At 71.6% G+C, this 21,930-nt stretch carries 22 protein-coding genes; 13 read left to right on the top strand and 9 right to left on the bottom strand.

Annotated elements, in window-relative coordinates:
* Positions 1-45: 45 nt before the first annotated feature.
* The gene (locus tag AB0C01_RS03570; protein ID WP_357570119.1) at positions 46-693 is read left to right on the top strand and encodes a TOPRIM nucleotidyl transferase/hydrolase domain-containing protein; all 648 of its coding nucleotides are present in this window, start codon (positions 46-48) and stop codon (positions 691-693) included.
* Between the two features lie 10 nt (positions 694-703).
* Here the strand turns inward: AB0C01_RS03570 and AB0C01_RS03565 are convergent, their stop codons facing one another.
* The 3 genes from AB0C01_RS03565 to AB0C01_RS03555 are packed head-to-tail and all read right to left on the bottom strand — an operon-like array spanning position 704 to position 4,874.
* Positions 704-1,549 (bottom strand): universal stress protein, encoded by an 846-nt coding sequence (locus tag AB0C01_RS03565; RefSeq protein WP_357570118.1) that lies wholly within the window; start codon positions 1,547-1,549, stop codon positions 704-706.
* A 10-nt stretch (positions 1,550-1,559) separates the two neighbouring features.
* Positions 1,560-3,953: a phosphoketolase family protein gene (locus AB0C01_RS03560; protein ID WP_357247896.1), complete on the bottom strand. Its 2,394-nt coding sequence runs from the start codon at positions 3,951-3,953 to the stop codon at positions 1,560-1,562.
* Positions 3,954-4,013: 60 nt separating this feature from the next.
* Positions 4,014-4,874 (bottom strand): universal stress protein, encoded by an 861-nt coding sequence (locus AB0C01_RS03555; RefSeq protein WP_357247899.1) that lies wholly within the window; start codon positions 4,872-4,874, stop codon positions 4,014-4,016.
* Between the two features lie 483 nt (positions 4,875-5,357).
* On the opposite strand from AB0C01_RS03555, the gene AB0C01_RS03550 reads away from it, so the two are divergent.
* The 11 genes from AB0C01_RS03550 to AB0C01_RS03500 all read left to right on the top strand — a co-directional run bounded on the left by AB0C01_RS03550 (position 5,358) and on the right by AB0C01_RS03500 (position 15,957).
* Positions 5,358-6,560, top strand: a complete 1,203-nt coding sequence (locus tag AB0C01_RS03550; protein ID WP_357570117.1) for a serine hydrolase domain-containing protein — start codon at positions 5,358-5,360, stop codon at positions 6,558-6,560.
* 214 nt (positions 6,561-6,774) lie between these two features.
* Complete coding sequence (locus tag AB0C01_RS03545; protein ID WP_357247905.1) at positions 6,775-8,034, top strand: histidine kinase; 1,260 nt, start codon at positions 6,775-6,777, stop codon at positions 8,032-8,034.
* The gene (locus tag AB0C01_RS03540; protein WP_357247908.1) at positions 8,025-8,672 is read left to right on the top strand and encodes a response regulator transcription factor; all 648 of its coding nucleotides are present in this window, start codon (positions 8,025-8,027) and stop codon (positions 8,670-8,672) included. The genes AB0C01_RS03545 and AB0C01_RS03540 overlap by 10 nt, the downstream gene beginning before the upstream one ends.
* 154 nt (positions 8,673-8,826) lie before the next feature.
* On the top strand, positions 8,827-9,594 hold the full coding sequence (locus AB0C01_RS03535; protein ID WP_357570116.1) for a type II CAAX endopeptidase family protein: 768 nt from the start codon (positions 8,827-8,829) through the stop codon (positions 9,592-9,594).
* 57 nt (positions 9,595-9,651) lie between these two features.
* Positions 9,652-9,888, top strand: a complete 237-nt coding sequence (locus AB0C01_RS03530; protein WP_007457155.1) for an HTH domain-containing protein — start codon at positions 9,652-9,654, stop codon at positions 9,886-9,888.
* Positions 9,888-10,466, top strand: a complete 579-nt coding sequence (locus AB0C01_RS03525; RefSeq protein WP_357570115.1) for a Clp protease N-terminal domain-containing protein — start codon at positions 9,888-9,890, stop codon at positions 10,464-10,466. The genes AB0C01_RS03530 and AB0C01_RS03525 overlap by 1 nt, the downstream gene beginning before the upstream one ends.
* Positions 10,467-10,560: 94 nt before the next feature.
* On the top strand, positions 10,561-11,565 hold the full coding sequence (locus AB0C01_RS03520; protein WP_357570114.1) for a diacylglycerol kinase family protein: 1,005 nt from the start codon (positions 10,561-10,563) through the stop codon (positions 11,563-11,565).
* Entirely contained in the window at positions 11,558-12,559 is a 1,002-nt protein-coding gene (locus AB0C01_RS03515) for a YihY/virulence factor BrkB family protein (RefSeq protein WP_357247920.1), read from the top strand. Before AB0C01_RS03520 ends, AB0C01_RS03515 begins: the two co-directional genes overlap by 8 nt.
* Positions 12,560-12,629: 70 nt before the next feature.
* The gene (locus AB0C01_RS03510) at positions 12,630-14,120 is read left to right on the top strand and encodes a phosphatase PAP2 family protein (protein WP_357570113.1); all 1,491 of its coding nucleotides are present in this window, start codon (positions 12,630-12,632) and stop codon (positions 14,118-14,120) included.
* An 8-nt stretch (positions 14,121-14,128) separates the two neighbouring features.
* Positions 14,129-14,947, top strand: coding sequence for an endonuclease/exonuclease/phosphatase family protein (locus tag AB0C01_RS03505; protein ID WP_357570112.1), 819 nt, complete (start codon positions 14,129-14,131; stop codon positions 14,945-14,947).
* Positions 14,948-14,979: 32 nt separating this feature from the next.
* Positions 14,980-15,957 carry a hypothetical protein gene (locus tag AB0C01_RS03500; protein WP_357570111.1) on the top strand — a complete coding sequence of 326 codons (978 nt, stop codon included), beginning with the start codon at positions 14,980-14,982 and terminating at the stop codon, positions 15,955-15,957.
* Positions 15,958-16,027: 70 nt separating this feature from the next.
* Here the strand turns inward: AB0C01_RS03500 and AB0C01_RS03495 are convergent, their stop codons facing one another.
* Genes AB0C01_RS03495 through AB0C01_RS03485 form a run of 3 tightly spaced genes read right to left on the bottom strand, consistent with a single transcriptional unit; the run spans position 16,028 to position 17,951 of the window.
* Positions 16,028-16,156 carry a hypothetical protein gene (locus AB0C01_RS03495; RefSeq protein ID WP_357248085.1) on the bottom strand — a complete coding sequence of 43 codons (129 nt, stop codon included), beginning with the start codon at positions 16,154-16,156 and terminating at the stop codon, positions 16,028-16,030.
* On the bottom strand, positions 16,153-16,983 hold the full coding sequence (locus AB0C01_RS03490) for an alpha/beta hydrolase (protein ID WP_357570110.1): 831 nt from the start codon (positions 16,981-16,983) through the stop codon (positions 16,153-16,155). The genes AB0C01_RS03495 and AB0C01_RS03490 overlap by 4 nt, the downstream gene beginning before the upstream one ends.
* 5 nt (positions 16,984-16,988) lie before the next feature.
* The gene (locus tag AB0C01_RS03485; protein ID WP_357247935.1) at positions 16,989-17,951 is read right to left on the bottom strand and encodes a TIGR03557 family F420-dependent LLM class oxidoreductase; all 963 of its coding nucleotides are present in this window, start codon (positions 17,949-17,951) and stop codon (positions 16,989-16,991) included.
* Between the two features lie 379 nt (positions 17,952-18,330).
* Between AB0C01_RS03485 and AB0C01_RS03480 the strand changes: the two genes are divergently transcribed.
* On the top strand, positions 18,331-19,737 hold the full coding sequence (locus AB0C01_RS03480) for a cellulase family glycosylhydrolase (protein ID WP_357570109.1): 1,407 nt from the start codon (positions 18,331-18,333) through the stop codon (positions 19,735-19,737).
* A 55-nt stretch (positions 19,738-19,792) separates the two neighbouring features.
* Here AB0C01_RS03480 and AB0C01_RS03475 read toward each other — a convergent pair whose 3' ends face one another.
* The 3 genes from AB0C01_RS03475 to AB0C01_RS03465 form a co-directional block, all read right to left on the bottom strand.
* The gene (locus AB0C01_RS03475; RefSeq protein ID WP_357247939.1) at positions 19,793-20,113 is read right to left on the bottom strand and encodes a multidrug efflux SMR transporter; all 321 of its coding nucleotides are present in this window, start codon (positions 20,111-20,113) and stop codon (positions 19,793-19,795) included.
* Between the two features lie 102 nt (positions 20,114-20,215).
* Positions 20,216-21,475: a sigma-70 family RNA polymerase sigma factor gene (locus AB0C01_RS03470; RefSeq protein ID WP_357248068.1), complete on the bottom strand. Its 1,260-nt coding sequence runs from the start codon at positions 21,473-21,475 to the stop codon at positions 20,216-20,218.
* 6 nt (positions 21,476-21,481) lie between these two features.
* Positions 21,482-21,883, bottom strand: coding sequence for a YciI family protein (locus AB0C01_RS03465; protein ID WP_357570108.1), 402 nt, complete (start codon positions 21,881-21,883; stop codon positions 21,482-21,484).
* Positions 21,884-21,930 lie beyond the last annotated feature (47 nt).

Below are 21,930 nucleotides of genomic sequence, written 5' to 3'. Positions count from 1 at the left end.
ACAAACCGATAGCGGTCTTCTTCGCAGGTTGCGAGACTCCGACCTGTGCGAGAACCGGACCGCTTCCGAGGTGCCGTGCAGGTCTGGGTGGCCGGCGGCGCGGGCGCCGCGGCAGCCGCCACGGTGGCCCGTGCCCAGGCCGGCGACCTGAGCACGGTCGTGCTCGTCGAGGGCTTCAGCGACCAGTGCGCGGTGGAGGCGCTGGCCGAGCGGCGGGGCCGCGACCTGGCCGGCGAGGGCGTGTGCGTCCTGCCGATCGGCGGCGCGATGAGTGTCGCCCGCTACCTGCGGCTCTTCGGCGCGCAGGGGCTGACACCGACCGTACGAGGGCTCTGCGACGAGGCCGAGGAGGGCTTCTTCCGGCGAGGGCTGGAACAGGCCGGCTTCGGTGGCGACCTGACCCGCTCGGACCTGGAGGCGCTCGGCTTCCAGGTCTGCGTGACCGACCTGGAGGACGAGCTGATCCGCGCGCTCGGCAGCGACGGTGTCGAGCGGGTCATCGACGCCGAGCGGGATCTGGCGAAGTTCCGGGTCTTCCAGAACCAGCCCGCGCAGCGCGGACGGACGATCGAGCGGCAACTGCGCCGCTTCATGGGCACGATGAGCGGCCGCAAGGCGCGCTACGCTCGTGCGCTCGTCCACGCCCTCGACCCGGGCGCCATCCCACGACCACTGGATCGGCTGCTCACCTGACGGCGGGCGGTCAGCGTTCCCGGACCACCGCGACCGGACAGTTGGCGTGCTGGATGACCTGCTGGCTGACCGAGCCGAGCAGCATCCCGGCCAGCCCACCCCTACCCCGGCTGCCGACCACCACCGACTGCGCGGACCGGCTCGCCTCGATCAGCATCGCCGCCGGGCTGCCCGAGATCAGGTCGACGGTCACGCTGAGCTGCGGGAAGGTTCGCCGCCACGGCTCCAGCGCCTGCTCCACCGCAGCCCGCTCGTCGGGCACCCCGGCCGCCGCTGTGGGGCCCGGGGTCCAGGCGTGCAGTACGCGCAACGGCATCTGCCGGCGGGCCGCCCGTTCCGCGGCGAAACCGAGCGCCACCAGCGACGGCCCCGAACCGTCCACCCCGACCGCCACCGGGCCGTCCGGTTGACCGCCCGTCCCGTCGCGAACCACCACCACCGGGCAGTGGGCGTGGGCGGCCACCGACACGGCCGTGGACCCGGCCAGCAGGCCACCGAATCCGCCGTGGCCTCGGCTGCCGAGCACCAGCATGCCGGCCTCGGCCGAGCGTTCCTGCAACACCAGGGCCGGTGGTCCGTCGTACACGTCGCCGGTGATCGTCAGCCCGGGGTGGGTGGCGGTGGCGTCCGCCGCGGCCTTGCCGACCAGGTCCTCGACCTGGCGGCGGGCGGTCTCGTCCGGCCAGACCCCGGGCGTCACACCCGGGCCGACCCAGCCGGCCACGGTCAGCCACTCGAAGACGTACGCCAGCCGCACCGGTTGGCCGGTGTGCCGAGCCTCCTCCAGCGCCCACCGCAGCGCCACCGTGGCGTCGGTGGAGCCGTCGTAGCCGACCAGGATCTCCGCGTCGCGCACGTCGTTCTCCTCAGGGGTTCGTCGGGTCGGTTTCGCGGACCCAGCGCCACTCGGCGACCTCGGGGTCGTCCTCGCCGTAGCGGCGGGTGTAGTCGCGGGCGGCCTGCCGGGCGTCGACCATCCGCTGGCGCAGGTGCGCGGCGCGGGCGGCCAGCCCGGGTACCCGGTCGATGACGTCGATGACCAGGTGGAAGCGGTCCAGGTCGTTGAGCATCACCATGTCGAACGGGGTGGTGGTGGTGCCCTCCTCCTTGTAGCCGCGTACGTGCAGGTTCTCGTGGTTGTTGCGGCGGTAGGTCAGCCGGTGGATCAACCAGGGATAACCGTGGTACGCGAAGATGATCGGCCGGTCCTGGGTGAAGATGGTGTCGAACTCGTTGTCGGTCAGGCCGTGCGGATGCTCGGTGTCCGTCTGGAGTCGCATCAGGTCGACCACGTTCACCAGTCTCACCCGTAGGTCCGGGAGGTGCTGGCGGAGCAGCTCGACGGCGGCCAACGTCTCCAGGGTGGGCACGTCCCCGCAGCAGGCCAGCACCACGTCCGGTTCGATGCCTCCGTCGTTGCTGGCCCACTCCCAGATCCCCAGGCCGCGTCGGGTGTGCTGGATCGCCTCGGTCATGGTCAGCCAGTTCGGCGCCGGCTGCTTGCCGGCCACCACCACGTTTATGTAGTGCCGGCTGCGCAGGCAGTGGTCCATCGTGGCGAGCAGGGTGTTGGCGTCCGGCGGCAGGTAGATCCGGACCACCTCGGCCTTCTTGTTGACCACGTGGTCGATGAAGCCGGGGTCCTGGTGGGAGAAGCCGTTGTGGTCCTGACGCCAGACGTGGCTGGACAGCAGGTAGTTCAGCGAGGCGATCGGCTGCCGCCAGGGGATGGCCCGGGTCACCTTCAGCCACTTGGCGTGCTGGTTGAGCATCGAGTCGACGATGTGGATGAACGCCTCGTAGCTGGTGAAGACGCCATGGCGGCCGGTCAGGAGGTAACCCTCCAGCCAGCCCTGGCACAGGTGCTCGGAGAGCACCTCCATGACCCGGCCGTCGGGGGAGAGGTGGTCGTCGCCGGGAACGGTGGCGGCGACCCACGCCCGGCCGGTCACCTCGAACGCCGCGCCCAGCCGGTTGGAGGCGACCTCGTCCGGACCGAACAGTCGGAACGTCTCCGGGTTGGCGCTGATGACGTCGCGGATCCACGGACCGAGCACCCCTGTCGCACCGGCCATCGGCTGGCCCGGTTCTTCGACGTCCACGCCGTAGTCGCGGAAGTCGGGCAGGGCCAGGTCGCGCAGCACCACGCCACCGTTGGTGACCGGGTTGGCGCTCATCCGCCGGTCTCCGCGCGGCGGCAGTGTCCGCAGCTCCTCCACCGGCGCGCCGGTGGCGTCGAACAGCTCCTCGGGGCGGTAGCCGCGCAGCCACCGCTCCAACTCGGCCAGGTGGGCCGGGTTGTCGCGGACCCCCGACAGCGGCACCTGGTGGGCGCGGTACGTGCCCTCCACCTGCACGCCGTCCACCTCCTGCGGGCCGGTCCAACCCTTCGGCGTCCGCAGGATGATCATCGGCCAGCGGGGACGCTCGACGACGCCGCCGGAACGGGCCCGCCGCTGGATCTCGGCGATCTCGTCCAGCACCCGGTCCATCGTCGCGGCGAGCGTGCGGTGCACCACGGCCGGGTCGTCGCCGGCCACCACGTACGGCTGGTAGCCCGACCCGCGCATCAGGTCGAGCAGATCGGCCTCGGGGATCCGGGCCAACACGGTCGGGTTGGCGATCTTGTAGCCGTTGAGGTGCAGGATGGGCAGCACCGCGCCGTCGCGCGCGGGGTTGAGGAACACGTCGGAGAGCCAACTGCCGGCCAGTGGCCCGGTCTCCGCCTCGCCGTCGCCGATCACGCAGGCCACCACCAGGTCCGGGTGGTCGAACGCCGCGCCGTAGGCGTGGCTGAGCGCGTACCCCAGCTCGCCGCCCTCGTGGATGGAGCCCGGCACGTCCGCCGCGACGTGGCTGGGGATGCCGCCGGGGAAGGAGAACTGGCGGAACAGCTTGGCCATCCCGACCTCGTCGCGCGCCACATCGTGGTAGCGCTCGGACCAGGTGCCCTCCAGCCAGGTGTTGGCCACGATGGCCGGGCCACCGTGCCCGGGGCCGGTGACCAGCATGGCGTCGAGGTCACGCGCCACGATCACCCGGTTGAGATGGGCGTAGACGAGGTTGAGCCCGGGGCTGGTACCCCAGTGCCCGAGCAGGCGTGGCTTGATGTCGTCGGGGGTCAGCGGCTCCCGCAGCAGCGGGTTGCCCAGCAGGTAGATCTGCCCGACGGTGAGGTAGTTCGCGGCGCGCCAGTAGGCGTCCAGCCGGCGCAGTTCGTCGTCGGTGAGGGCGCTTCGCACGTCGAGAGCGGTGTCCATCAGGCTGCCTCTCGCGGGTAGGAGTGGGGGCGTCGGCTTCGCCGCCGCGCACGCCCCGGGTCAGGGCCGTTGGTTCCGGGTCGGCCGGGCGTCCGGCGCGGCCAGCGGCGTCTCGGTGAGACCACGGACGACGACCACCGGTGCGGGGGAGTGGTAGAGCAGGGACTGGGCGACCGCGCCCAACATCGCTCGTCCCGGTTCGTCGCCGCGGGCGGCGACCAGCGCCAGTTGGGATGTGCGGGAGGTGTCGATCAGCACCTGACCGGGATCGCCGCGGACGACACGGCACTCGGTGGGCACCGAAGCGTTGCGGCCGGCATGCCGGGCCAGCGCCTCGGTGAGCTGCTCGGCGACCGCGTCGGTGTCCTCGTCCTGCTCGGCCACCCGCAGCGCGAGCAGCCGGGCGTCCCGGCGGGACGCGCACTCCACCGCCCACTGAAGCGCGAGGTGCGAGCTGGGCGAGCCGTCCACCCCGACCAGCACCGGGCCCGGCGGTGGCGGTTCGCGGCGGACCACCAGCAGCGGGCAACCGGCCCGTGCGGCCAACTGCACGGCGGGCGTCTCGGCCGGGACGCACTGGCCGCTGCCGGCCATCCCGCTGTCGCCGACCGCCAGCAGGAAGGCCGTCTCCGACCGGCGGATGAGGGTGGCCAGCAGGGCGCTCTCGACGATCTCGCTGCCCACGGTCAGTCCGGGTTCGGTCTGGTGGGCGAGTTGCGCGGCCCGGGTGAGCAGCTCCTCGGCCCGGTCGCGGGGCGCGGCGACGCTGTCCGCGGCGAAGGCCGCGTGCCAGTCGAAGGTGTGCAGCAGGTGCAGGGCACGGCCGTGCCCGGCGGCTTCCTGCGCGGCCTGCTCGACGACCGGGAGGTCGAGATCCGAGCCGAGGGCGACCAGCACCGCCGCGTCGGTGGCTGCGGCCATCGGTATCACCTCCCGGCGGCGCGCCCGGCACGACCACGCTGTCCCTGACCGAGGGTAGTCGGGTGCTTGCGGCGGCGTGTGCGTTCTCAGTGGAAGCGGGTCCTACTCCTGCACGACGGATAGGACGATCTTGCCCTGAATGTGTCCGAGTTCGGCACGTTCATGAGCCTTCGCCGCGTCGGGCAATGCGCGAGAGCCGGCCCGCCAGTCGCCCTGCGCAACTATGACGTGGGATTGCGACGTACCGCGTGGCCCATGCGCGCTCGGATCGCAGCAGATCCTTGTCGTTCCCCGCCTGCATCTCGTTGACACCCCTGAATGTCTGCCTTACTGTCCTATGGTCGTAGTACAACAGGCAAGGCACGGCCGGCCCCGGGCGACACGAACCGCGCGATCGGCAGCGGTACCCAGCCGCGGAAGATGCCGATCCGCGTAACCAGAGATGCGTCCGGGCAGGCGTAACCCGCGATACAGGAGGCGTGAATGGTCACTCGCCGGAGTCTGTTGCACATCGTCGCGGCCGGGGGGTTCGCTGCGGCCACTGACGCCACCGACGTGCTCGCCGCGCCGGCCCGCGCCGCTGCCGCCGCGCCGGCCCGCGCCGCTGCCGCAGCGCCGGCACGCAGCGCGACAGCGGGCCGGACACTGCGCATCGGCAAGATGCAGGCGGCGCTGGACGACATCGCCGCAGCTGCGGCGGTCGGCGTACTCGCCGAGGTAAAGAACGGCGCAGACGTCTGGAAAGGCGCCAGCGGCGTCTCGCGGCTGGGCACACGTCGACCTGTACCGGCCGAGGGGCGGTTCCGGGCAGGCAGCATCACCAAGTGCTTCATCGCCACTGTCGTCCTGCAACTCGCCGGCGAGGGGCGCCTCACGCTGGACGACACTCTGCAGCGGTGGCTGCCAGGCATCCTTCCCGACGGCTCACACATCACATTGCGTCACCTCTTGCAGCACACCAGTGGCGTATTCAACTACACGAACGCCGCGTCGTTCCGCGCTGTCTACCGGTCGGAGGCGGACATCGTCCGGATGCGTAACCGGACGTGGACACCACGAGAACTCGTCACCTTCGTCGACGACCTGCCACTGCAGTTCCAGCCCGGTAGCTCGTGGGAGTACTCGAATACCAACTTCGTTCTGCTCGGCATGGTTGTCGAACGGGTCACCGGCGCCCACTACGCAGCCGAGGTGCGCCGCCGAATCCTTCGCCCGCTCGGGCTGCGGCACACCCAGGTTCCGGGCACCAATCCCTTTCTTGCCGGCGTGCACCCGCATGGCTACCTCGCCGTAGAACACGACGGCGTTGACCAGCCGGTCGACATCACCGTGTTCAATCCCTCCGTGGCCGGCGCGTCCGGCGAGATGACCTCCACAGCGGCGGACCTGAATATCTTCTTCCGCGCCTTGGTCAATGGGCGGCTGCTGGGCGCGGCCGAACAGGAGCAAATGAAGACCGCCCATGCCACGAGGCGCGACTACCAATACGGACTGGGCCTGATGACCAGGTCCACCCTCGGAGGTGTCAGGCTGTGGGGCCACCGCGGCGAGATCTTTGGTTACTACGCCGAGTCGTGGACTGCCGAAGGCAGCGGGCGCCAACTCACCGTAGCAGTCACGCCGTGGGGCGACATCGACCCGAAAGTTCCCATCACCGACCTTGTTGAGACCGTCTTCGAATCCTGACGGGCAGCATGCCGCGGGCGCTGCGGATCTGGACGCGCGACTTCGTTCAGAATTCCCTCCGGCAGCCGGATTGACGTCAGAAGATCCGAAAGGCAACGGCGTCCGCCTGGCGGCGGTGGGGAAAAGTGCATGTCGGCATGGCCACTCAGTGGATGCCGCGTACCGGGTGAGTCAGACATGGTTTGAGGTGCAGGTTGATCATGGGGGTGAGGCGATGTCGGACGGAGTGGAGGGCCGGCCCATCGGTCGGTGGACGGCGCTGCGTGGGTCACTGGTCCTCGCCGGCCAACTGATCGCGGTGCTGGCGATGACGCTCGTCGCCGCCACGGCCCTCTGCCTCATCCCGCTGGGTGTCGGTGTGCTGATCTTTCCCGGCTGCGTACGCGTCCTGCATCGTCAGGCCGAGCGGCTGCGCCGGACGGATCAGCGTTTCGCCGGCATCGACGTCGCGGTGCCGAGCCTGCCGGACCCCGCCGCATCCGGATTCGTCGCCCAGGCGCGTCAATGCTGGCGACTCGTCAACGACCGCGCCTTCTGGCGTCTGACGCGGTGGGCGGTTGTCGACCCGTTCACCAGCACTGTGCTCGTGCTGATCGCACCACTCGGGCTCGTCGGCTGGGGTCTGTACGGGTGCGTGGCCATGCCGATTCTCTACCTCGGCCTCCGGCTGGAACCAACCGAATGGTACGTGTTCATCCCCGTCACGACGGCCAGCACGGTGCCGTACGCCGCCGTCCTCGGCTGCGCCCTGGTCGTCATCGGCCTGCTCAGCGGATCCTGGTGGTTACGGGTGCAGGCCCGCTGGTCGTCCGTGCTGATCGGCAGCCACCTGGTCGATCTGCAAGCGCGGGTCTCCGTCCTCTCGGCCAGCCGCGAAGAGGTCCGCGACGACGCGGCCGCGCAGCTTCGCCGCCTCGAACGGGACGTGCACGACGGTGCTCAGGCCCAACTCGTGGCGATCGGCATGAAGCTGGGCTTCGCCGAGACCCTCATGGCCAGCGACACCAACGCCGCGCTCGCCCTCATCGGGCAAGCGCGCGACGACTCCTCGAACGCCCTCGGTGAGCTGCGCGACCTCATGCGCGGGATCCACCCGCCCGTCCTCGCCGATCGCGGCCTGGGCGCGGCGATCGAGGCGATGGCCATCGAGTCGGCACTGCCGGTGACCACGCGGATACGGCTACCCGTACGGCTGGACTCGTCGCTCGAGGCCGCGGCGTACTTCGCCACCCGCGAACTGCTGACCAACGCCGCGAAGCACTCCGGCGCGGCTCACCTCGCGGTGACGGCGGACATCGGCGAGGACCGCCTCCGCATCGAGGTGCGGGATGACGGCAAGGGGGGCGCGGTGGTCGTCCCCGGCGGCGGGCTCGACGGCACACGCCGACGGCTGGCCGCCTTCGACGGCACTCTCACCGTCCGGAGCCCGGTGGGCGGCCCGACGGAGATCGCCCTGGAGGTGCCGTGCGCGTAGTCGTCGCAGAAGACCAGACAATGCTGCGTGTGGGCCTGGTCAGCCTGCTCGAGGCCGTCGGTCACGAGGTGGTCGAGCAGGTGGGTACCGGACCCGAGCTGAGTCGGGTGCTCGGCGACTGGCGCGCCGACGTCGCGATCGTCGACATCCGCCTGCCCCCGTCGCACACCGACGAGGGGCTGCGCGCCGTGCTGGCGGCGCGACGGGTCCAACCGGCGCTGCCGGTCCTGCTGTTCTCGCAGTACGTCGAGCAGTTGTACGTGCGTGAACTCCTCGCCGACCAAGCCGGTGCGATCGGCTACCTGTTGAAGGACCGGGTGTCCCATCCTCGCCAGTTCATGGACGCCCTCGACCAGGTCGCCGCCGGCGGCACCGTACTCGATCCCACGGTCATCGGTGCGCTCATCAACCGGGTCGAACGAGGCGGGCCCGTCGGCACACTCACGGAACGCGAGCGGCAGGTCCTCGACCTCATGGCGCAGGGCCGCTCGAACACGGCGATCGGCGACGAGATGCACATCAGCGAGAGCGCGACGACCAAACACATCTCGAACGTGTTCGCGAAGCTCGGTCTGCACCCGAGTCTCGACGACAACCGGCGGGTCCTGGCGGTACTCGCGTATCTCAACGAACGCTGAGCCTGCTTGGTAGGGGAAGCTGCACCCCAGTCGGAGGTCCAGCTCCAGTGCCCGCAGCCGCCGCCTGTCCGAGGCTGGGCACATGACGAAGACTTCTCCTCCGGCCGGAGCGGGTGGGGCCCGCGTGACGACGGTTGTCGTCACGTTCCTCGCGGTGTCGGCCGCCGCCTCGCCGGTATTCGCGCTGGCGCAGGGGGCAGCCGGGCTCGATCCGACCATCCTGGTGCTCGCCCAGTTCTCCACCACCGTCGGCGCCCTCGTCGCGTACGCCGTCTGGCGAGGCCGCCTGCCCTACCCGCGTACGACCAGGCGGGGCGTCCTCGCCCCACTCTGTGCCGCCGCCGGGCTGGCGCTGATGGTCACCCTGGTTCTCTGGCTTCTGGCGATCGCCGAACCGCACCGCTGGCAGTCGCCGCACACCTCGACGCTTCCCGCGCCCCTCGCACTGATCCTGCTCGCGCAGTTCCTCGGCGCGGCCGGCGAGGAAGTCGGCTGGCGGGGCTTCGTGCAACCCATCCTCGAAACACGCATGGCGACGCTGTCGGCCGCCGCCATCACTGGCCTGTTGTTCGGGCTCGGCCATTTCCCCATGGCAGGCGCCGGGCTCGCGGTCTACTCCGTCTTCGTCGTATCGGCCATCGGGCTGTCCGTCGCAGCGGCGGCCGTCACGACCGGACGGCCGTGGTGGGCACGCGTCCTCGTGTCCACCGTCCTGCACTGGGGCGTCAACATCGGGATACTCGTCGGCTTCTCCAGCGCCGATGAATCCATGCTGTGGATGGCCAACATCGCAATCGCGATGGGTCTCATCGGAGCGGCGTGCGTCCCGTTCCTCATCCGGCCGAACCGTCGGGGGTCGAGTGGTTCGCCGGCACCAGCGCGCCCGGTCCAGGCCCGCGAGCCGATCAACGACTATTACTGACCAGGGGTGCGTCAACTGGGGTTGACACGAGTCGTGCTGTCAACGTATGTTGACGGCATGAGTCAGGCGACAGAACTCGCGGCGGCAGCCGGCAGCACCGACCCCCGGGTCGGGCTGCGCGCTGTCCGCGCGCTGCGCCGGCTGCTCGAGCGGCTCGAGGTGGTCCAGGTGGACAACGCCCGTCGACAGGGCTGGTCCTGGCAGGAGATCGCCGACGCGCTCGAGGTCAGCCGGCAGGCGGTGCACAAGAAGCACGCCGGGCGACCGGCGGTCAACTCATCCTGGGAGGCGTGATGTTCGAACGGTTCACCGACCGGGCGCGCGGCGTGGTGCATCGGGCGCTGGAGGAGGCGCGGGCCGAGGGCCAACGGCCGGTCGGCACCGAGCACCTGTTGCTCGCCCTGCTCGCCGACGATGCCGGTCTGGCCAGCCGGGTGCTGGCCGACGCGGGCGTACGCGCCGACGACCTGCGCGAGCGCGTCCGCCGACACACCGTCGGCGGGGGCGCCGGCCTCGGCGACGCGGACGCGGCGGCCCTGCGGGAGATCGGCATCGACCTGGCCGCGATCGTGGCCCGCATCGAGCAGTCCTTCGGCCCGGACGCGCTGCGCGAGGCCGTGCCGGCGCCGCGCCGCCGGTGGGGGCGCAAGCGCTACCTCGGCGGGCCGTTCTCGCCCCGGTCCAAGAAAGCGCTGGAACTGTCCCTGCGCGAGGCGCTGCGCCTGCGCCACAAACACATCGGCACCGAGCACATCCTGCTCGGGGTGCTCCGGGAGGGGCACGGGTTGGGCGCGTTGGTGCTCACCGAGTCCGGCATCGACCTCGACGATCTGCGCCGCCGGGTGGAGAGCGCGCTACGGGCGGCGGCCTGACGGGCGTGCTCGCGTTGAAACGTGTCTGTGGCACTTTCGACGCGAGCCCCCCGCTGGGTCGCTGAAGGTGCCCCGGTGCTGCACACTGGCGCCCGTGGATGCTGGACAGGACAGGCGGCCCTCGGGGGGCGACGGCGGGTTGCGCTCCGCCGTGGTGGTCAACCCGGTGAAGGTCGACGATCTCGACGAGCTGCGCCGTACCGTGAACGACGCGCTCAGCGCGGCGGGCTGGCCCGAGCCGCAGTGGTACGAAACCACCGTCGACGACCCCGGCCGCGGTCAGGCCGAGCAGGCCGTCAAGGCCGGCGTCGACCTGGTCTTCGCCTGCGGTGGCGACGGCACCGTGATGTCCTGCGTCAGCGCGCTCGTCGGCACCGACGTGGCCCTCGCCGTGCTGCCACAGGGCACCGGCAACCTGCTCGCCGCCAACCTCGGTCTCTCCACCGACCTGGCCGCCGGGCTGCAGGTCGCCGTCGAGCGGGGCCGCCGACTGCTCGACGTCGGCGCCGTCGAGGACAAGTACTTCACCGTGATGGCCGGCATGGGCTTCGACGCCCAGATGCTCGAGGCCACCAACGAGACCACCAAGGCCCGCATCGGCTGGCCGGCGTACGTCATGGGCGCCGCCCGCCACCTGCGGGACCGGCCGATGCGGGTGCAGATCCGCATCGACGACCGCCCGCCGGTGCGCCGCCGGGCCCGCTCGGTCCTGATCGCCAACGTCGGCCGCCTCCAGGGCGGGGTGACCCTGCTCACCGAGGCCGAGCCGGACGACGGCTGGCTCGACGTCGCCGTGCTCACCCCGCGCAGCCTGCGGCACTGGCTGGCGCTCGGCTGGGCGGTGGTCCGCCGCAGCGGCCAGGTGCCGCGGATGGAGGTGTTCCGGGGCAAACGCGTGGTGGTCAGCAGCAACCGGGCCCAGCCCAGGGAACTGGACGGCGACCTCATCTCCCCGGGCCGGCGGCTTCAGGCGGAAGTTCGGCCCGAGGCGCTCTGGCTCTGCGTCCCCCAACCCGAGGACGCCCCCGACCTGGCCGTCGACGCGCAGGGCGCCGGGGAGCGGGGCGAGCAGCTGATCGAGGATGCGCGCCGTGAGTAGCACCCGGATCGTGCCGGAGACCCGGCTGATGGCCGACGAGGAGCTGTCCGCCGACGACGCCTGGCACACGCTGAGCCGGCAGGGCGGCTGGCACCTTCTGCGGGACGCCTTCATCCGGTTCCGCTACGGCGACGGGTTCAGCCACTCGCGGGCCTTCGCGCTGCAACTCTGCCTCGCCGTGGTGCCGTTCCTGATCGCCCTCACCGGCCTGATCAGCGAGCTGGGCGTCGAGGAGGGCGGTCAGGTGGTGGCCGACACCGTGCTGGCGCTGACCCCGGGCCAGAGCGCCCAGATGGTCGCCGAGCTGCTGGGTGAGGGCGAACGCGTCGAGGACGCAGGAGAGCTCGCACTCACCCTCGGTCTGCTCACCGGTCTGTTCGCGCTGACCACCACGATGGCCCAGATCGAACGCGGAGCCAACCGGATCTACGGCGTCGAGCGGGACCGCCCCGCACTGCGGAAGTACCTCCGCGCCGCGATACTTGCCGTCACCGCCGGCCTGCCCGCGCTCGCCGGTTTCCTGATCCTGGTCGGTGGCGGCGCGATGGGTGACTCGGTGCGCAAGCACTACGAGTGGGGTGCGGTCGCCAACGGCATCTGGGACGTGGTCCGCTTCCCCCTGAGCCTCGGCCTGACCGTCCTCGCCGTCGCCGTGCTGTTCCGGCACGCGCCACGACGCAACCAGCCGGGCCTGTCCTGGCTGTTCTTCGGTGCCGGCATCGCCACGGTCCTGTGGTGGTTGGCCAGCCTGCTGCTCGCCGCGTACGTGCGGTTCAGTGACGGCTTCGGGCAGACCTACGGCGCGTTGACCGGCATGATGGCGCTGCTGCTCTGGGCCAACCTGACCGGGATGGCGCTCTTCGGCGGGCTGTCCTTCGCCGCCCAGTTGGAGGCGCTGCGCATCGGTGCGCGAGAGCCGGCCCAACCCGACCTCTGGGAGCCCGACACCGACCGTGCCGAACTGGTCGACACCGGGGACATGACGGCGCTCTAGCAACGCGGCGTGTACGACGAACGCGGATCGGGTAAAGCGGCCCCGCCAGAGCCGAACAAGGAGGTGCGGGGTGACCGCGGTCAAGGAGATGGCGCGACGTCCGATCGGTCACTTCGCCGAGCGGAGCATCGCGGGTCTGGCGGCCATCACCGGCGCCGGGGTGGCCTTCGGGCTGCTGTTGCTACTCGTCCGGGTACGGTGGAGCCCGTTGCAGGACGGCGACCACGCCGTCGCCGAGTGGTTCAACGGGCTCGTCGCCCCGCACCACGCCCTGGTCACCGTCCTGCAGGCGGTGACCGACCTGGGTGGCCGACCGATCTACATCTGGTTGGTCAGCGTCGCCGTGGTCGGGCTCCTCATTCGCAAACAGCCACGGCTGGCCGTCTACCTGATCGTCACCGGCATCGGTGGCCTGATCCTCGACCCGTCGCTGAAGACGCTTGTCGGACGGCTCCGCCCCGTGGTGGACGTGCCGATCGCCAGCGCACCGGGAAACAGCTTCCCGAGCGGGCACGCGCTGGGCTCGATCGTCGCGTACGGGGCTCTGCTGCTGGTGTTCCTGCCGGCCATGGCGCCGCGCTGGCGCAAGCCCGCGATCGTCGGCTTCAGCCTGCTGGTGGCGGTGATCGGCCTGACCCGGATCGCGTTGGGCGTGCACTACGTCTCCGACGTGCTGGCCGGCTGGCTGCTCGGTGCGGCCTGGCTCGGCGTCACCGCGTACGCCTTCCGGCTGTGGCGGCGTGAGCGCGGGCGGTCGGTACCGCCGCTGAGCGAGGGCCTGGAGCCCGAGGCCGGGCACGACATCGCCCCCGCCCCGGCGGAGGAGCACGTGCTGGCGCACCCCCGCTCGGCGGTGGCCGAGCTGCTGGTGGGCTGGGTGCTCGTGTTCGGGGCGCTCTACAGCTTCGGCACGTACGTCAGCTACCACGCCAAGGGCACCCTCTTCGACACCCTCGACACGGACGTGCCGCGGTGGTTCGCCGAGCGGCACACCGACGTGTTGACCGACGTGAGTTGGTGGTGGAGCAAGTTCGGCGACACCCACGCGATCCTGATCATCTCGCTGGTCTTCTGCCCGCTGATCCTGGCGGTCTGGCGGCGCTGGCGTCCGGTGCTCTTCCTGGCGCTGGCCATGGTCGGTGAGCTGACCCTGTTCCTCGCCTCGGCCCGCGCCGTCGACCGACCGCGCCCGGCGGTGGAGAACCTCGACGGGCAGATGCCCACCTCGTCGTTCCCGTCGGGGCACATCGCGGCCACCATCTGCGTCTGGCTGGCCATCACGGTCATCGTGTTCCCGCGTACCGACAGGTGGTGGCGTTGGATCTTCGTGGCGCTGGCCGTGATCATGCCGATCGGGGTCGCCACCTCCCGGATGTACCGGGGAATGCACCACCCGACCGACTTCATGGGCGCGATCCTGCTCTCCGCGCTCTGGATCGGGCTGCTCTACCTCGTCGTCCGCCCGAACGCCGACCTGAAGGAAGGCAACCAACCGACCATCGAGTCGGAGGACGTGAGCACCCTCGACGACGAGCTGGCGCGCGCCGGCAGAGCCGACTGACCGTCACCGTGCTGCGGTTGATGACCTGGAACATCCGCACCGGCGGTCGGGACCGCGGCGGCGACCGGCTGGATCAGGTGCTCCAGGTCATCGACGAGCAGGCGCCGGACGTGCTGGCCCTGCAGGAGCTGCGCGGCTTCGACCGCGACGGGCTGATGGCCAGCGTGGCGGGTCGGGTGGGGATGACGCCGTACCTGGCCCGGTCCTGTCTCGGACAGCCGGTGGCGGTGCTGGTCCGGCCCCCGTACCGGGTCATCGACGCGGGGGCAGTGCGCCGGCCGTTCCACCACGCCGCCGCCCGTGTCGTGGTGGCGACCACCGCCGGCCCGCTCACCGTGCTCGGTGCCCACCTCTACCCGTACTCGGGTGGACGGCGGCGGATGGAGGCCGACTGGCTGGTCCGGGCCGTGCGACGTGCCCCGGGTCCGTTGACGCTCGTCACCGGTGACCTCAACGCGCTCGACCCGAGCGTGGACCACACCGAGCGGCTGGCCGGGATGCCGACCCTCTACCGGCGGCGGCACCTGCGCCGCCGCGGCGGCGACGTGGACACCCGCGCGATCGGCCGGTTGCTCGCCGCCGACCTGGTCGACCTCTGGCCGTCGGTCAACGCCGGGGCGGCCGAGGCCGAGGGCCGGACCGTCCCCACCCGCTTCGGTGGGGCCGAGTTCGCCGGGATGCGACTGGACTACCTGCTCGGCACCCGCGAGGTGGCGCGGCGGACGCGGGAGTGCCGGGTCGTCCGGGGCGGGACGGCGGACACCGCCTCGGACCACTATCCGCTGCTCACCACACTCGACCTCGATCCGGCCGCAACCGACGGCTGAGGCCGTGGCGCGGGCCGGTTACCGTGCCCACCGTGACCGACCCCCTGCCGGCCCGCCCGCCGCTGCCCGACCCGCCGGGTGGGCGCCCCACCGCACCAACGGCGGCGCGGCCGGCACCGTCCGCTGTGGACCCGGCCGAACCGGCCGCCGTCGCGCTCCCGCTCGTCGCGGCCGTCGCGCGGGGTGTGGCGTTGGTCGTGGTGCTTCCGGTACGCCTGCTCTGGGAGCTGGTCGCGGCTGCCGGCCGGCTGGCGTACCGGAGTCTGCTGACCCCCGTCGGGCGGTTCCTGGGACGCTGGTTGTTGTCTCCGCTGTCCTGGGCGCTGCACCGACTCCTGTGGCTGCCGCTGGTCTGGGGCGCCCGTAACCTGCTCTGGGTTCCGGCGCGCTGGGCGGCCCGGGTCCTCGTCTGGCTCCCGCTGGTCTGGCTGGGGCGGGGCCTCACGTGGGTGGCCCGCACGCTGCTCTGGGCACCGCTGCTCTGGCTTGCCCGTCGGGGGCTGCGTCCGCCTCTCGTCGCGCTGGGGCGCGTGCTGGTGTGGCTGGCCGAGTACCTGGTCCGACGGCCGCTGCGCTGGCTGGGCGTGGCGCTGACCCCCGCCGGACGGCTGGTGTGGCGTGGCGTCCGCGCACTCGGCGGGGCGGTGAGCGCCGCGCTCACCGGGTTGGGCCGGGGGATCTGGTGGGTCGTCGTGGGGTTCGGCCGGTTGCTCGTCGCCGTGGTGGTCGGTGCGTGGCGGGCGGCCGGGTGGGTGCTGCGGCAGTTCTACCGCCTGTTGCTGCGCCCGCTCGGGCACGGGCTGCGCTGGGTGTGGCGGCACGCCGTGCACCCACTGCTGCGGGGAGCCCGGTGGGCCTGGTCGGTGACGGTCGTGCCGGTGGCGCACGGCATCCGGGCGGCCTGGCGGGCCACCGTCGCGCCCGCCGCCCGGTGGACCCGCCGGTCGGTGCTCGACCCGGCGCGGCTGGCCTCCCGTGAGGTGCTCGGCGCCCTGGGCCTACGCCGCTGACCGGGCCGCGGCCTTTCTCGCGCTGACCCGCCCGAGGTGCGCGCCGGTCAGGGCGTGCTCGCCGTCGTCCTCACAGCACCAGGTTGAGCAGCACGGTGAGCACCACCGAGGCGACGATCGAGAAGAGGATCATCAGGAGGCAGCCGAGGCCGCCGCCGAGCGGGCGGATCTCCGTGTTGCCGAAGCGCATGGGGTTCACCTGTCCGAGAGTGCGGGTTGCGGGGCGAGCAGGCGGCGGACCGCGTCCGCGACCTGCGTCGGGGCGGTCGTGACCACGTTGTGCGCGACGCCGGGGACCACCAGCAGGTTCGCGTCCGGCACGAGCCGGGTCGCCTCGTCGCGCCAGGGCGCCGGTACGACCGGGTCGCGGGCTCCGGTCACGACGAGGGTGGGCGCGGTGACGCGGACGAGGTCCCGCTCGATCGGGTTGCGCACGGAGTGCGACACGGTCGCGAGGACCCGCCGGGGCCGGGCGTTCCAGACGTCGCGGACCAGGATCGGCGCCTGCAACGGCGCCTCGCGCAGGCAGTCCACCAGCCACCTGCCGAACAGGCCACCGTGGGACCGGGCGGACGGGTCACTCGTCGGTCCGGCCAGCACCAGCGCGCGTACCGCGTCCGGGTGGTTCGCGGCGACCGAGGCGGCCACCTCGGCGCCGAACGAGTGCCCCAGCAGGCACACCGGCGGCAGCCGGTACGCGGCCAGCCAGGCGGCCAGGTGCGCGGCGTGCCGGTGGACGTCGTACGCGCCGTCGGGGTGTTCGGTAAGCCCGAAGCCGGGCAGGTCCGGCACGTACACCGGGTGGGTGGTGGCGAGCGCGACGGCCAGCGGGGTGAGGTAACGGTGGGAGACGGCCAGGCCGTGCACCAGCACCACGGGCGGCGTCCCGGTCCCCGGGGTCGTACTGCGCCGGGTGTGGGTGCGCAGCCCGTCGACGAGCCGCCACTCACTCGTCAACCCGGCGGCCGACCGGGGCGCGGCCATGGCGAGCCGCAGATCGGTCGGACCGAAGTGACCGCCGCGCATCGACGTCACAACTCCCGCAGCCGGGGCAGGAGCTGCTCCTGCGCCCAGTCCAGGAACATCGGCTGGGTCTCTCCGCCGACCTGGATGATCGCCACGTGGGTGAAGCCGGCGTCGACGAACTTGCGGAACGCCTCGACGTGCGCGTCGATGTCCGGCCCGCAGGGGACGCCCTCGGCGACGTCCTCCTCCCGGACGAACTGGGTGGCGGCGGCGAAGGACTCCGGGCCGGGCAGGTCGGCGTTGACCTTCCAACCCATCCCGAACCAGCGGAACTGGTCGTGCACGATCTTGCGGCACTCGGCCTCGTCGGGGCCGTAGCAGATGGCCACCTGCCCGTACCGGGGCTGGCCGGCGCCGCCGGCGTCGTCGTACATCTCGATGATGTGCCGGTCGGGTTCGGTGGAGATGATGCCGTTGCCGTACTCCGCGGCCAACGTCGCGGACTGCCGGCCGGACGCGGCCACGGCCATCGGCACCGGCCGTTCCGGGCGGTCCCAGACGTAGGCGTCGGGCACGTCGAAGTGGTTGCCGGAGAAGGTCAACGTCTCTCCGTTGAGCAGCGGCCGGATGATCTGCAACGCCTCCTCGAACATCTCGTGCCGCTGCTGCACGTGCGGCCAGCCACCGACCACGTGCTCGTTCAGGTTCTCCCCGGCGCCCAGGCCGAGGGTGAACCGGCCGTCCGAGAGCGCCCCGATCGTGCTGGCCTTCTGCGCGACCACGGCCGGGTGGTAGCGGCGGATCGGGCAGGTCACGAACGACATCAGCTGGGCGCGGGAGGTGGCGTGGGCGACCGCGCCGAGCACCGACCAGGCGTACGGGGAGTGGCCCTGGGAGTCCAGCCAGGGGTAGTAGTGGTCGGACATCACCAACTGGTCGAAGCCGGCCGCCTCGGCCCGGACCGCGTGGTCGACCAACTGCTTGGGACCGGCCTGTTCGCCCATCAGGGTGTAGCCGACGCTGACCATCCTGGTATCCCCTCTCACTGGCTGATCGTTCCCGGGATACCCCGCTCGGCCGCCGTCAACCCTCCCGTCCGGTTCGGGATGGGCAGTGCTTGACGGATGACGGGTGACCTGCCTACCGTCGGTCTTAACCGGTTAAGAACCGGAGGTGGCGCACATCCTGTGGTGGGGATGACCGCCCCGCGACGGCCCGCGCTCGCGTGGGCCGTTGCGGCTGTCCGGGGAGCGGGCCGCTCAACTGAACCGGTTGCGAGGGCCAATCCATCGCCATACGCTGATGCGTGCGCGCCGGGCGTCGGGCGCGGCTGCCGGGCTGCAGTCGCCCTTCCCCCTGTCACGTCCCACCCCTGTCGGGCACCGGGGGTCCTCCCTGAGGAAGACCATGAAGACTCGACTCACCGCCGCCGGCGCGGCCCTGCTCGCGTTGCTCGTCGCCGTGCTGGCGTTCGGCCAGCCGGCACACGCCGCGGCCGGTTTTTCCGTCGCGAACGGCAGGCTGTACGACGCCAACGGCACCGAATTCGTCATGCGGGGTGTCAACCACGCACACACCTGGTACCCGCAGCAGACCAACTCCTTCGCCGACGTCAAGGCGCTCGGCGCGAACACCGTGCGGGTGGTGCTGTCCAGCGGGGACCGGTGGACCCGCAACACCAACGCCGACGTCGCCACCGTCATCTCGACGTGCAGGGCCAACCGGCTGATCTGCGTGCTCGAGGTGCACGACACCACCGGGTACGGCGAGCAGAGCGGGGCCATCACCCTGGACCGGGCCGTCGACTACTGGCTCAGCCTCGCCGACGTCCTCGTCGGCCAGGAAAGATACGTCATCGTCAACATCGGCAACGAGCCGTACGGCAACCAGAACTACGGCTCCTGGGCCACCGACAACGCCAACGCGATCAAGCGCCTGCGGGCCGGCGGGTTGACCCACACGATCATGGTGGACGCGCCGAACTGGGGTCAGGACTGGTCCTTCACGATGCGGGACAACGCCGCGTCGGTGTTCGCCGCCGACCCGGCCCGCAACACCGTCTTCTCCGTCCACATGTACGGGGTCTTCGACACCGCCGCGGAGATCAGCGACTATCTGGGTCGGTTCCGTGCCGCCGGCCTGCCGATCGTGGTCGGTGAGTTCGGTTTCAACCACTCCGACGGGGACCCGGACGAGGACACCATCCTCGCGTACAGCCAGGCCAACGGGATCGGCTGGTTGGGCTGGTCGTGGAGTGGCAACGGCGGCGGGGTGGAATATCTCGACCTCGCCACCAACTTCAACGCGGCCAGCCTGACCACCTGGGGCCAGCGGCTCTTCAACGGCGCCAACGGCATCCGGCAGACCGCCCGGGAGGCAAGCGTCTTCGGCGGCACCCCGCCGACGACGACGCCCCCGCCCACGACGCCCCCGCCCACGACGCCCCCGCCCACGACGCCCCCGCCCACGACGCCACCGCCCACGACGCCACCACCCACCACGCCGCCGCCGGTCGGTGGTTGCACGGCAACGTACACGGTGACCAACCAGTGGCAGGGTGGCTTCCAGGCCGAGGTGCGGGTGACCGCCGGTGCCGCCGGGGTCACCGGCTGGACCACCCGGTGGACTCTCGCCAACGGCCAGAGCGTCACCCAGTCCTGGAACGCGACGGTGACCAGCAGCGGAACCACGGTGACCGCGCGCAACACGGACTACAACGGCCGGCTGGCCGCCGGTGCCAGCGCCAGCTTCGGCTTCCTCGGCAGTTGGACCGGCAGCAACCCCACGCCGGAGGTGAGCTGCACGGCAGGCTGACCGACGCCAGGTGGCCGGTCCCGCACCGGGGGCCGGCCATCGCGTTCGGCTGCGGTCAGTGTTCCCCGGTCAGGTTCACGATGATCACGCCGGCGATGATCAGCGCGATGCCGGTGAGCTTGGCCAGCCCGACCGACTCACCCAGGAACACCGCTCCGATCGCCACGATGGCCGCGGTGCCCAGACCCGACCAGAGGGCGTACGCGACACCGACAGGTATCTCCTTGACGGCCTGGGCCAGCAGGAGGAACGCCAGCGCGTACCCGCCGAGGCACGCCACCGTCGGCCAGAGGCGGCTGAACCCGGCGGTGCTCTTGATCAGGCTGGTCGCCAGCACCTCGGCGAGGATGGCGATCCCCAACAGCACGTACGCCACGTGTCCCCCTGGTCGTCGATGATCACGGAAGGGTGTTGCAACCACCAGTTGAGCCCGCCGCGCTGACGGAAAGTGTCCAAGATTGGCAGTTGGACCGAGTCGTCACGGGAGGTCGACGGGCTCGGCTGCCAGTCGGGCTGCCCGCATCTGCAGATAGCGCTGTTCGGGCAGGCTGCTCGTGCGTGCGGCGGCGGCGCGGTAGCCCGCCATCGCCCGCTCCCGGTCGCCGGCCATCTCGTGCAGGTGGGCGCGGGCGGCGGGCAGCCGGTGGTGCCCGGCCAGTCGGGGGTCGTCGGCCAGCGCGTCGAGAGCGGCCAGTCCGGCCGCCGGTCCGTGCACCATGGCGGTCGCCACGGCCCGGTTGAGCGCCACCACCGGGCTGCCGACGAGCCGTTCCAACACCTCGTAGAGCGCCAGGATCTGCGGCCAGTCGGTCTGCGACGTGCTCGGCGCCTCGTCGTGCAGGGCGGCGATCGCGGCCTGCACCTGGTACGGGCCGACCGGCCCACGCGGCAGCGCATGGGTGACCAGGGCTACGCCCTCGGCGATCGCCGCCGCGTCCCAGCGGCTGCGGTCCTGGTCGGCCAGTGAGATCAGCTCACCGGAGGGTCCGGTCCGCGCCGGACCGCGTGCCTCGGTGAGCAGCATCAATGCCAGCAGCCCGGTCGATTCGCTGTCGTCGGGCAGCAGCGTGTGCAGTGCTCGGGTCAGCCGGATCGCCTCGGCCGCGAGGTCGATCCGCCGTAGGTCGGGGCCGGCAGTGCTGGTGTGTCCCTCGGTGAAGACCAGGTAGAGCACCTGCCGGACGCTGGTGAGCCGGTCGGCGCGCTCCGCCTCGTCCGGCATTCGGAACGGCAGCCCGGACGCGCGGATGCGCTGCTTGGCCCGGCTGATCCGTTGCGCCATCGTCGCCTCGGGCACCAGGAACGCGCGGGCGATCTCGGCGGTGCTCAGGCCGCCGACGGCGCGCAGGGTCAGCGCCACGGCCGACGTCGGGGCGAGTGCCGGATGGCAGCAGAGCATCAGCAGGACCAGGGTGTCGTCGCGCTCGGCGGTCAACTCCTCGTCCGCGGCCGGTGCGTACTGCCGGTCGTCCGGGTCGCGGCGGGCGACCAGGTCCTCCCGGCGGCGTCGGGCCTGCTCACCACGGACCAGCTCGATCATCCGGCGGTAACCGACCTGGATCAGCCAGCCGCGCGGGTTCGCCGGCAACCCCTCGGTGGGCCACTGGGTGGCGGCGGCCAGCAACGCCTCCTGCACCGCGTCCTCGGCGGTGGCGAAGTCACCGAAACGGCGGGCGAGCACGCCGAGGACCTGCGGCGCCAACTCGCGCAGCAGGTCCTCGGTGCGGGCATCGGTGATCAGCCGTCACAGCTCCTGAGGTGGGGCGGACATCACCGGGTGCACCTCGATCGGCATGTTCAGCGGCTGGCCGCCGGGGCCGGGTGCGGTGGAGATGTACGCGGCCAGTTCCACCGCCCGCTCCGGGCTGTCGCAGTCGACGATCCAGTAGCCGGCGAGGAACTCCTTCGTCTCGGCGAACGGCCCCTCGGTGACCACCGGCGCTCCGCCGTCGCCGGCGCGCACGATCCGGGCCTGTTGCGGGCCGCCGAGGCCCTGCGCGTCGACCCACTCCCCGGCGGCGGTGAGCTTGTCGTTGACCTCGCCCATGAACGCGATGTGCGCCCGGACCTCGTCCTGCGTCCAGGTGTCGATGCTCGGGAAGTCGGTCCCCGCGGCGCTGAACTGCATCAGCAGCATGTACTTCATTGGTGGCTCCTCACGCCTGGGCACCGTCGTCGTCGGTGCTCTCACCC

This window comes from Micromonospora sp. NPDC048905 (assembly GCF_040649655.1).
Taxonomy (GTDB): Bacteria; Actinomycetota; Actinomycetes; order Mycobacteriales; family Micromonosporaceae; genus Micromonospora.
This window is presented reverse-complemented; position numbering and strand designations above follow the sequence as displayed.

Excerpts from the sequence above, each read along its gene's own strand:
- AB0C01_RS03560 (WP_357247896.1), bottom strand. The coding sequence starts at position 3,953 with ATGGACACCGCTCTCGACGTGCGAAGCGCCCTCACCGACGACGAACTG.
- AB0C01_RS03555 (WP_357247899.1), bottom strand. The coding sequence starts at position 4,874 with ATGGCCGCAGCCACCGACGCGGCGGTGCTGGTCGCCCTCGGCTCGGAT.
- AB0C01_RS03550 (WP_357570117.1), top strand. The coding sequence starts at position 5,358 with ATGGTCACTCGCCGGAGTCTGTTGCACATCGTCGCGGCCGGGGGGTTC.
- AB0C01_RS03545 (WP_357247905.1), top strand. The coding sequence starts at position 6,775 with ATGTCGGACGGAGTGGAGGGCCGGCCCATCGGTCGGTGGACGGCGCTG.
- AB0C01_RS03530 (WP_007457155.1), top strand. The coding sequence starts at position 9,652 with ATGAGTCAGGCGACAGAACTCGCGGCGGCAGCCGGCAGCACCGACCCC.
- AB0C01_RS03525 (WP_357570115.1), top strand. The coding sequence starts at position 9,888 with ATGTTCGAACGGTTCACCGACCGGGCGCGCGGCGTGGTGCATCGGGCG.
- AB0C01_RS03490 (WP_357570110.1), bottom strand. The coding sequence starts at position 16,983 with ATGCGCGGCGGTCACTTCGGTCCGACCGATCTGCGGCTCGCCATGGCC.
- AB0C01_RS03485 (WP_357247935.1), bottom strand. The coding sequence starts at position 17,951 with ATGGTCAGCGTCGGCTACACCCTGATGGGCGAACAGGCCGGTCCCAAG.
- AB0C01_RS03480 (WP_357570109.1), top strand. The coding sequence starts at position 18,331 with ATGAAGACTCGACTCACCGCCGCCGGCGCGGCCCTGCTCGCGTTGCTC.
- AB0C01_RS03465 (WP_357570108.1), bottom strand. The coding sequence starts at position 21,883 with ATGAAGTACATGCTGCTGATGCAGTTCAGCGCCGCGGGGACCGACTTC.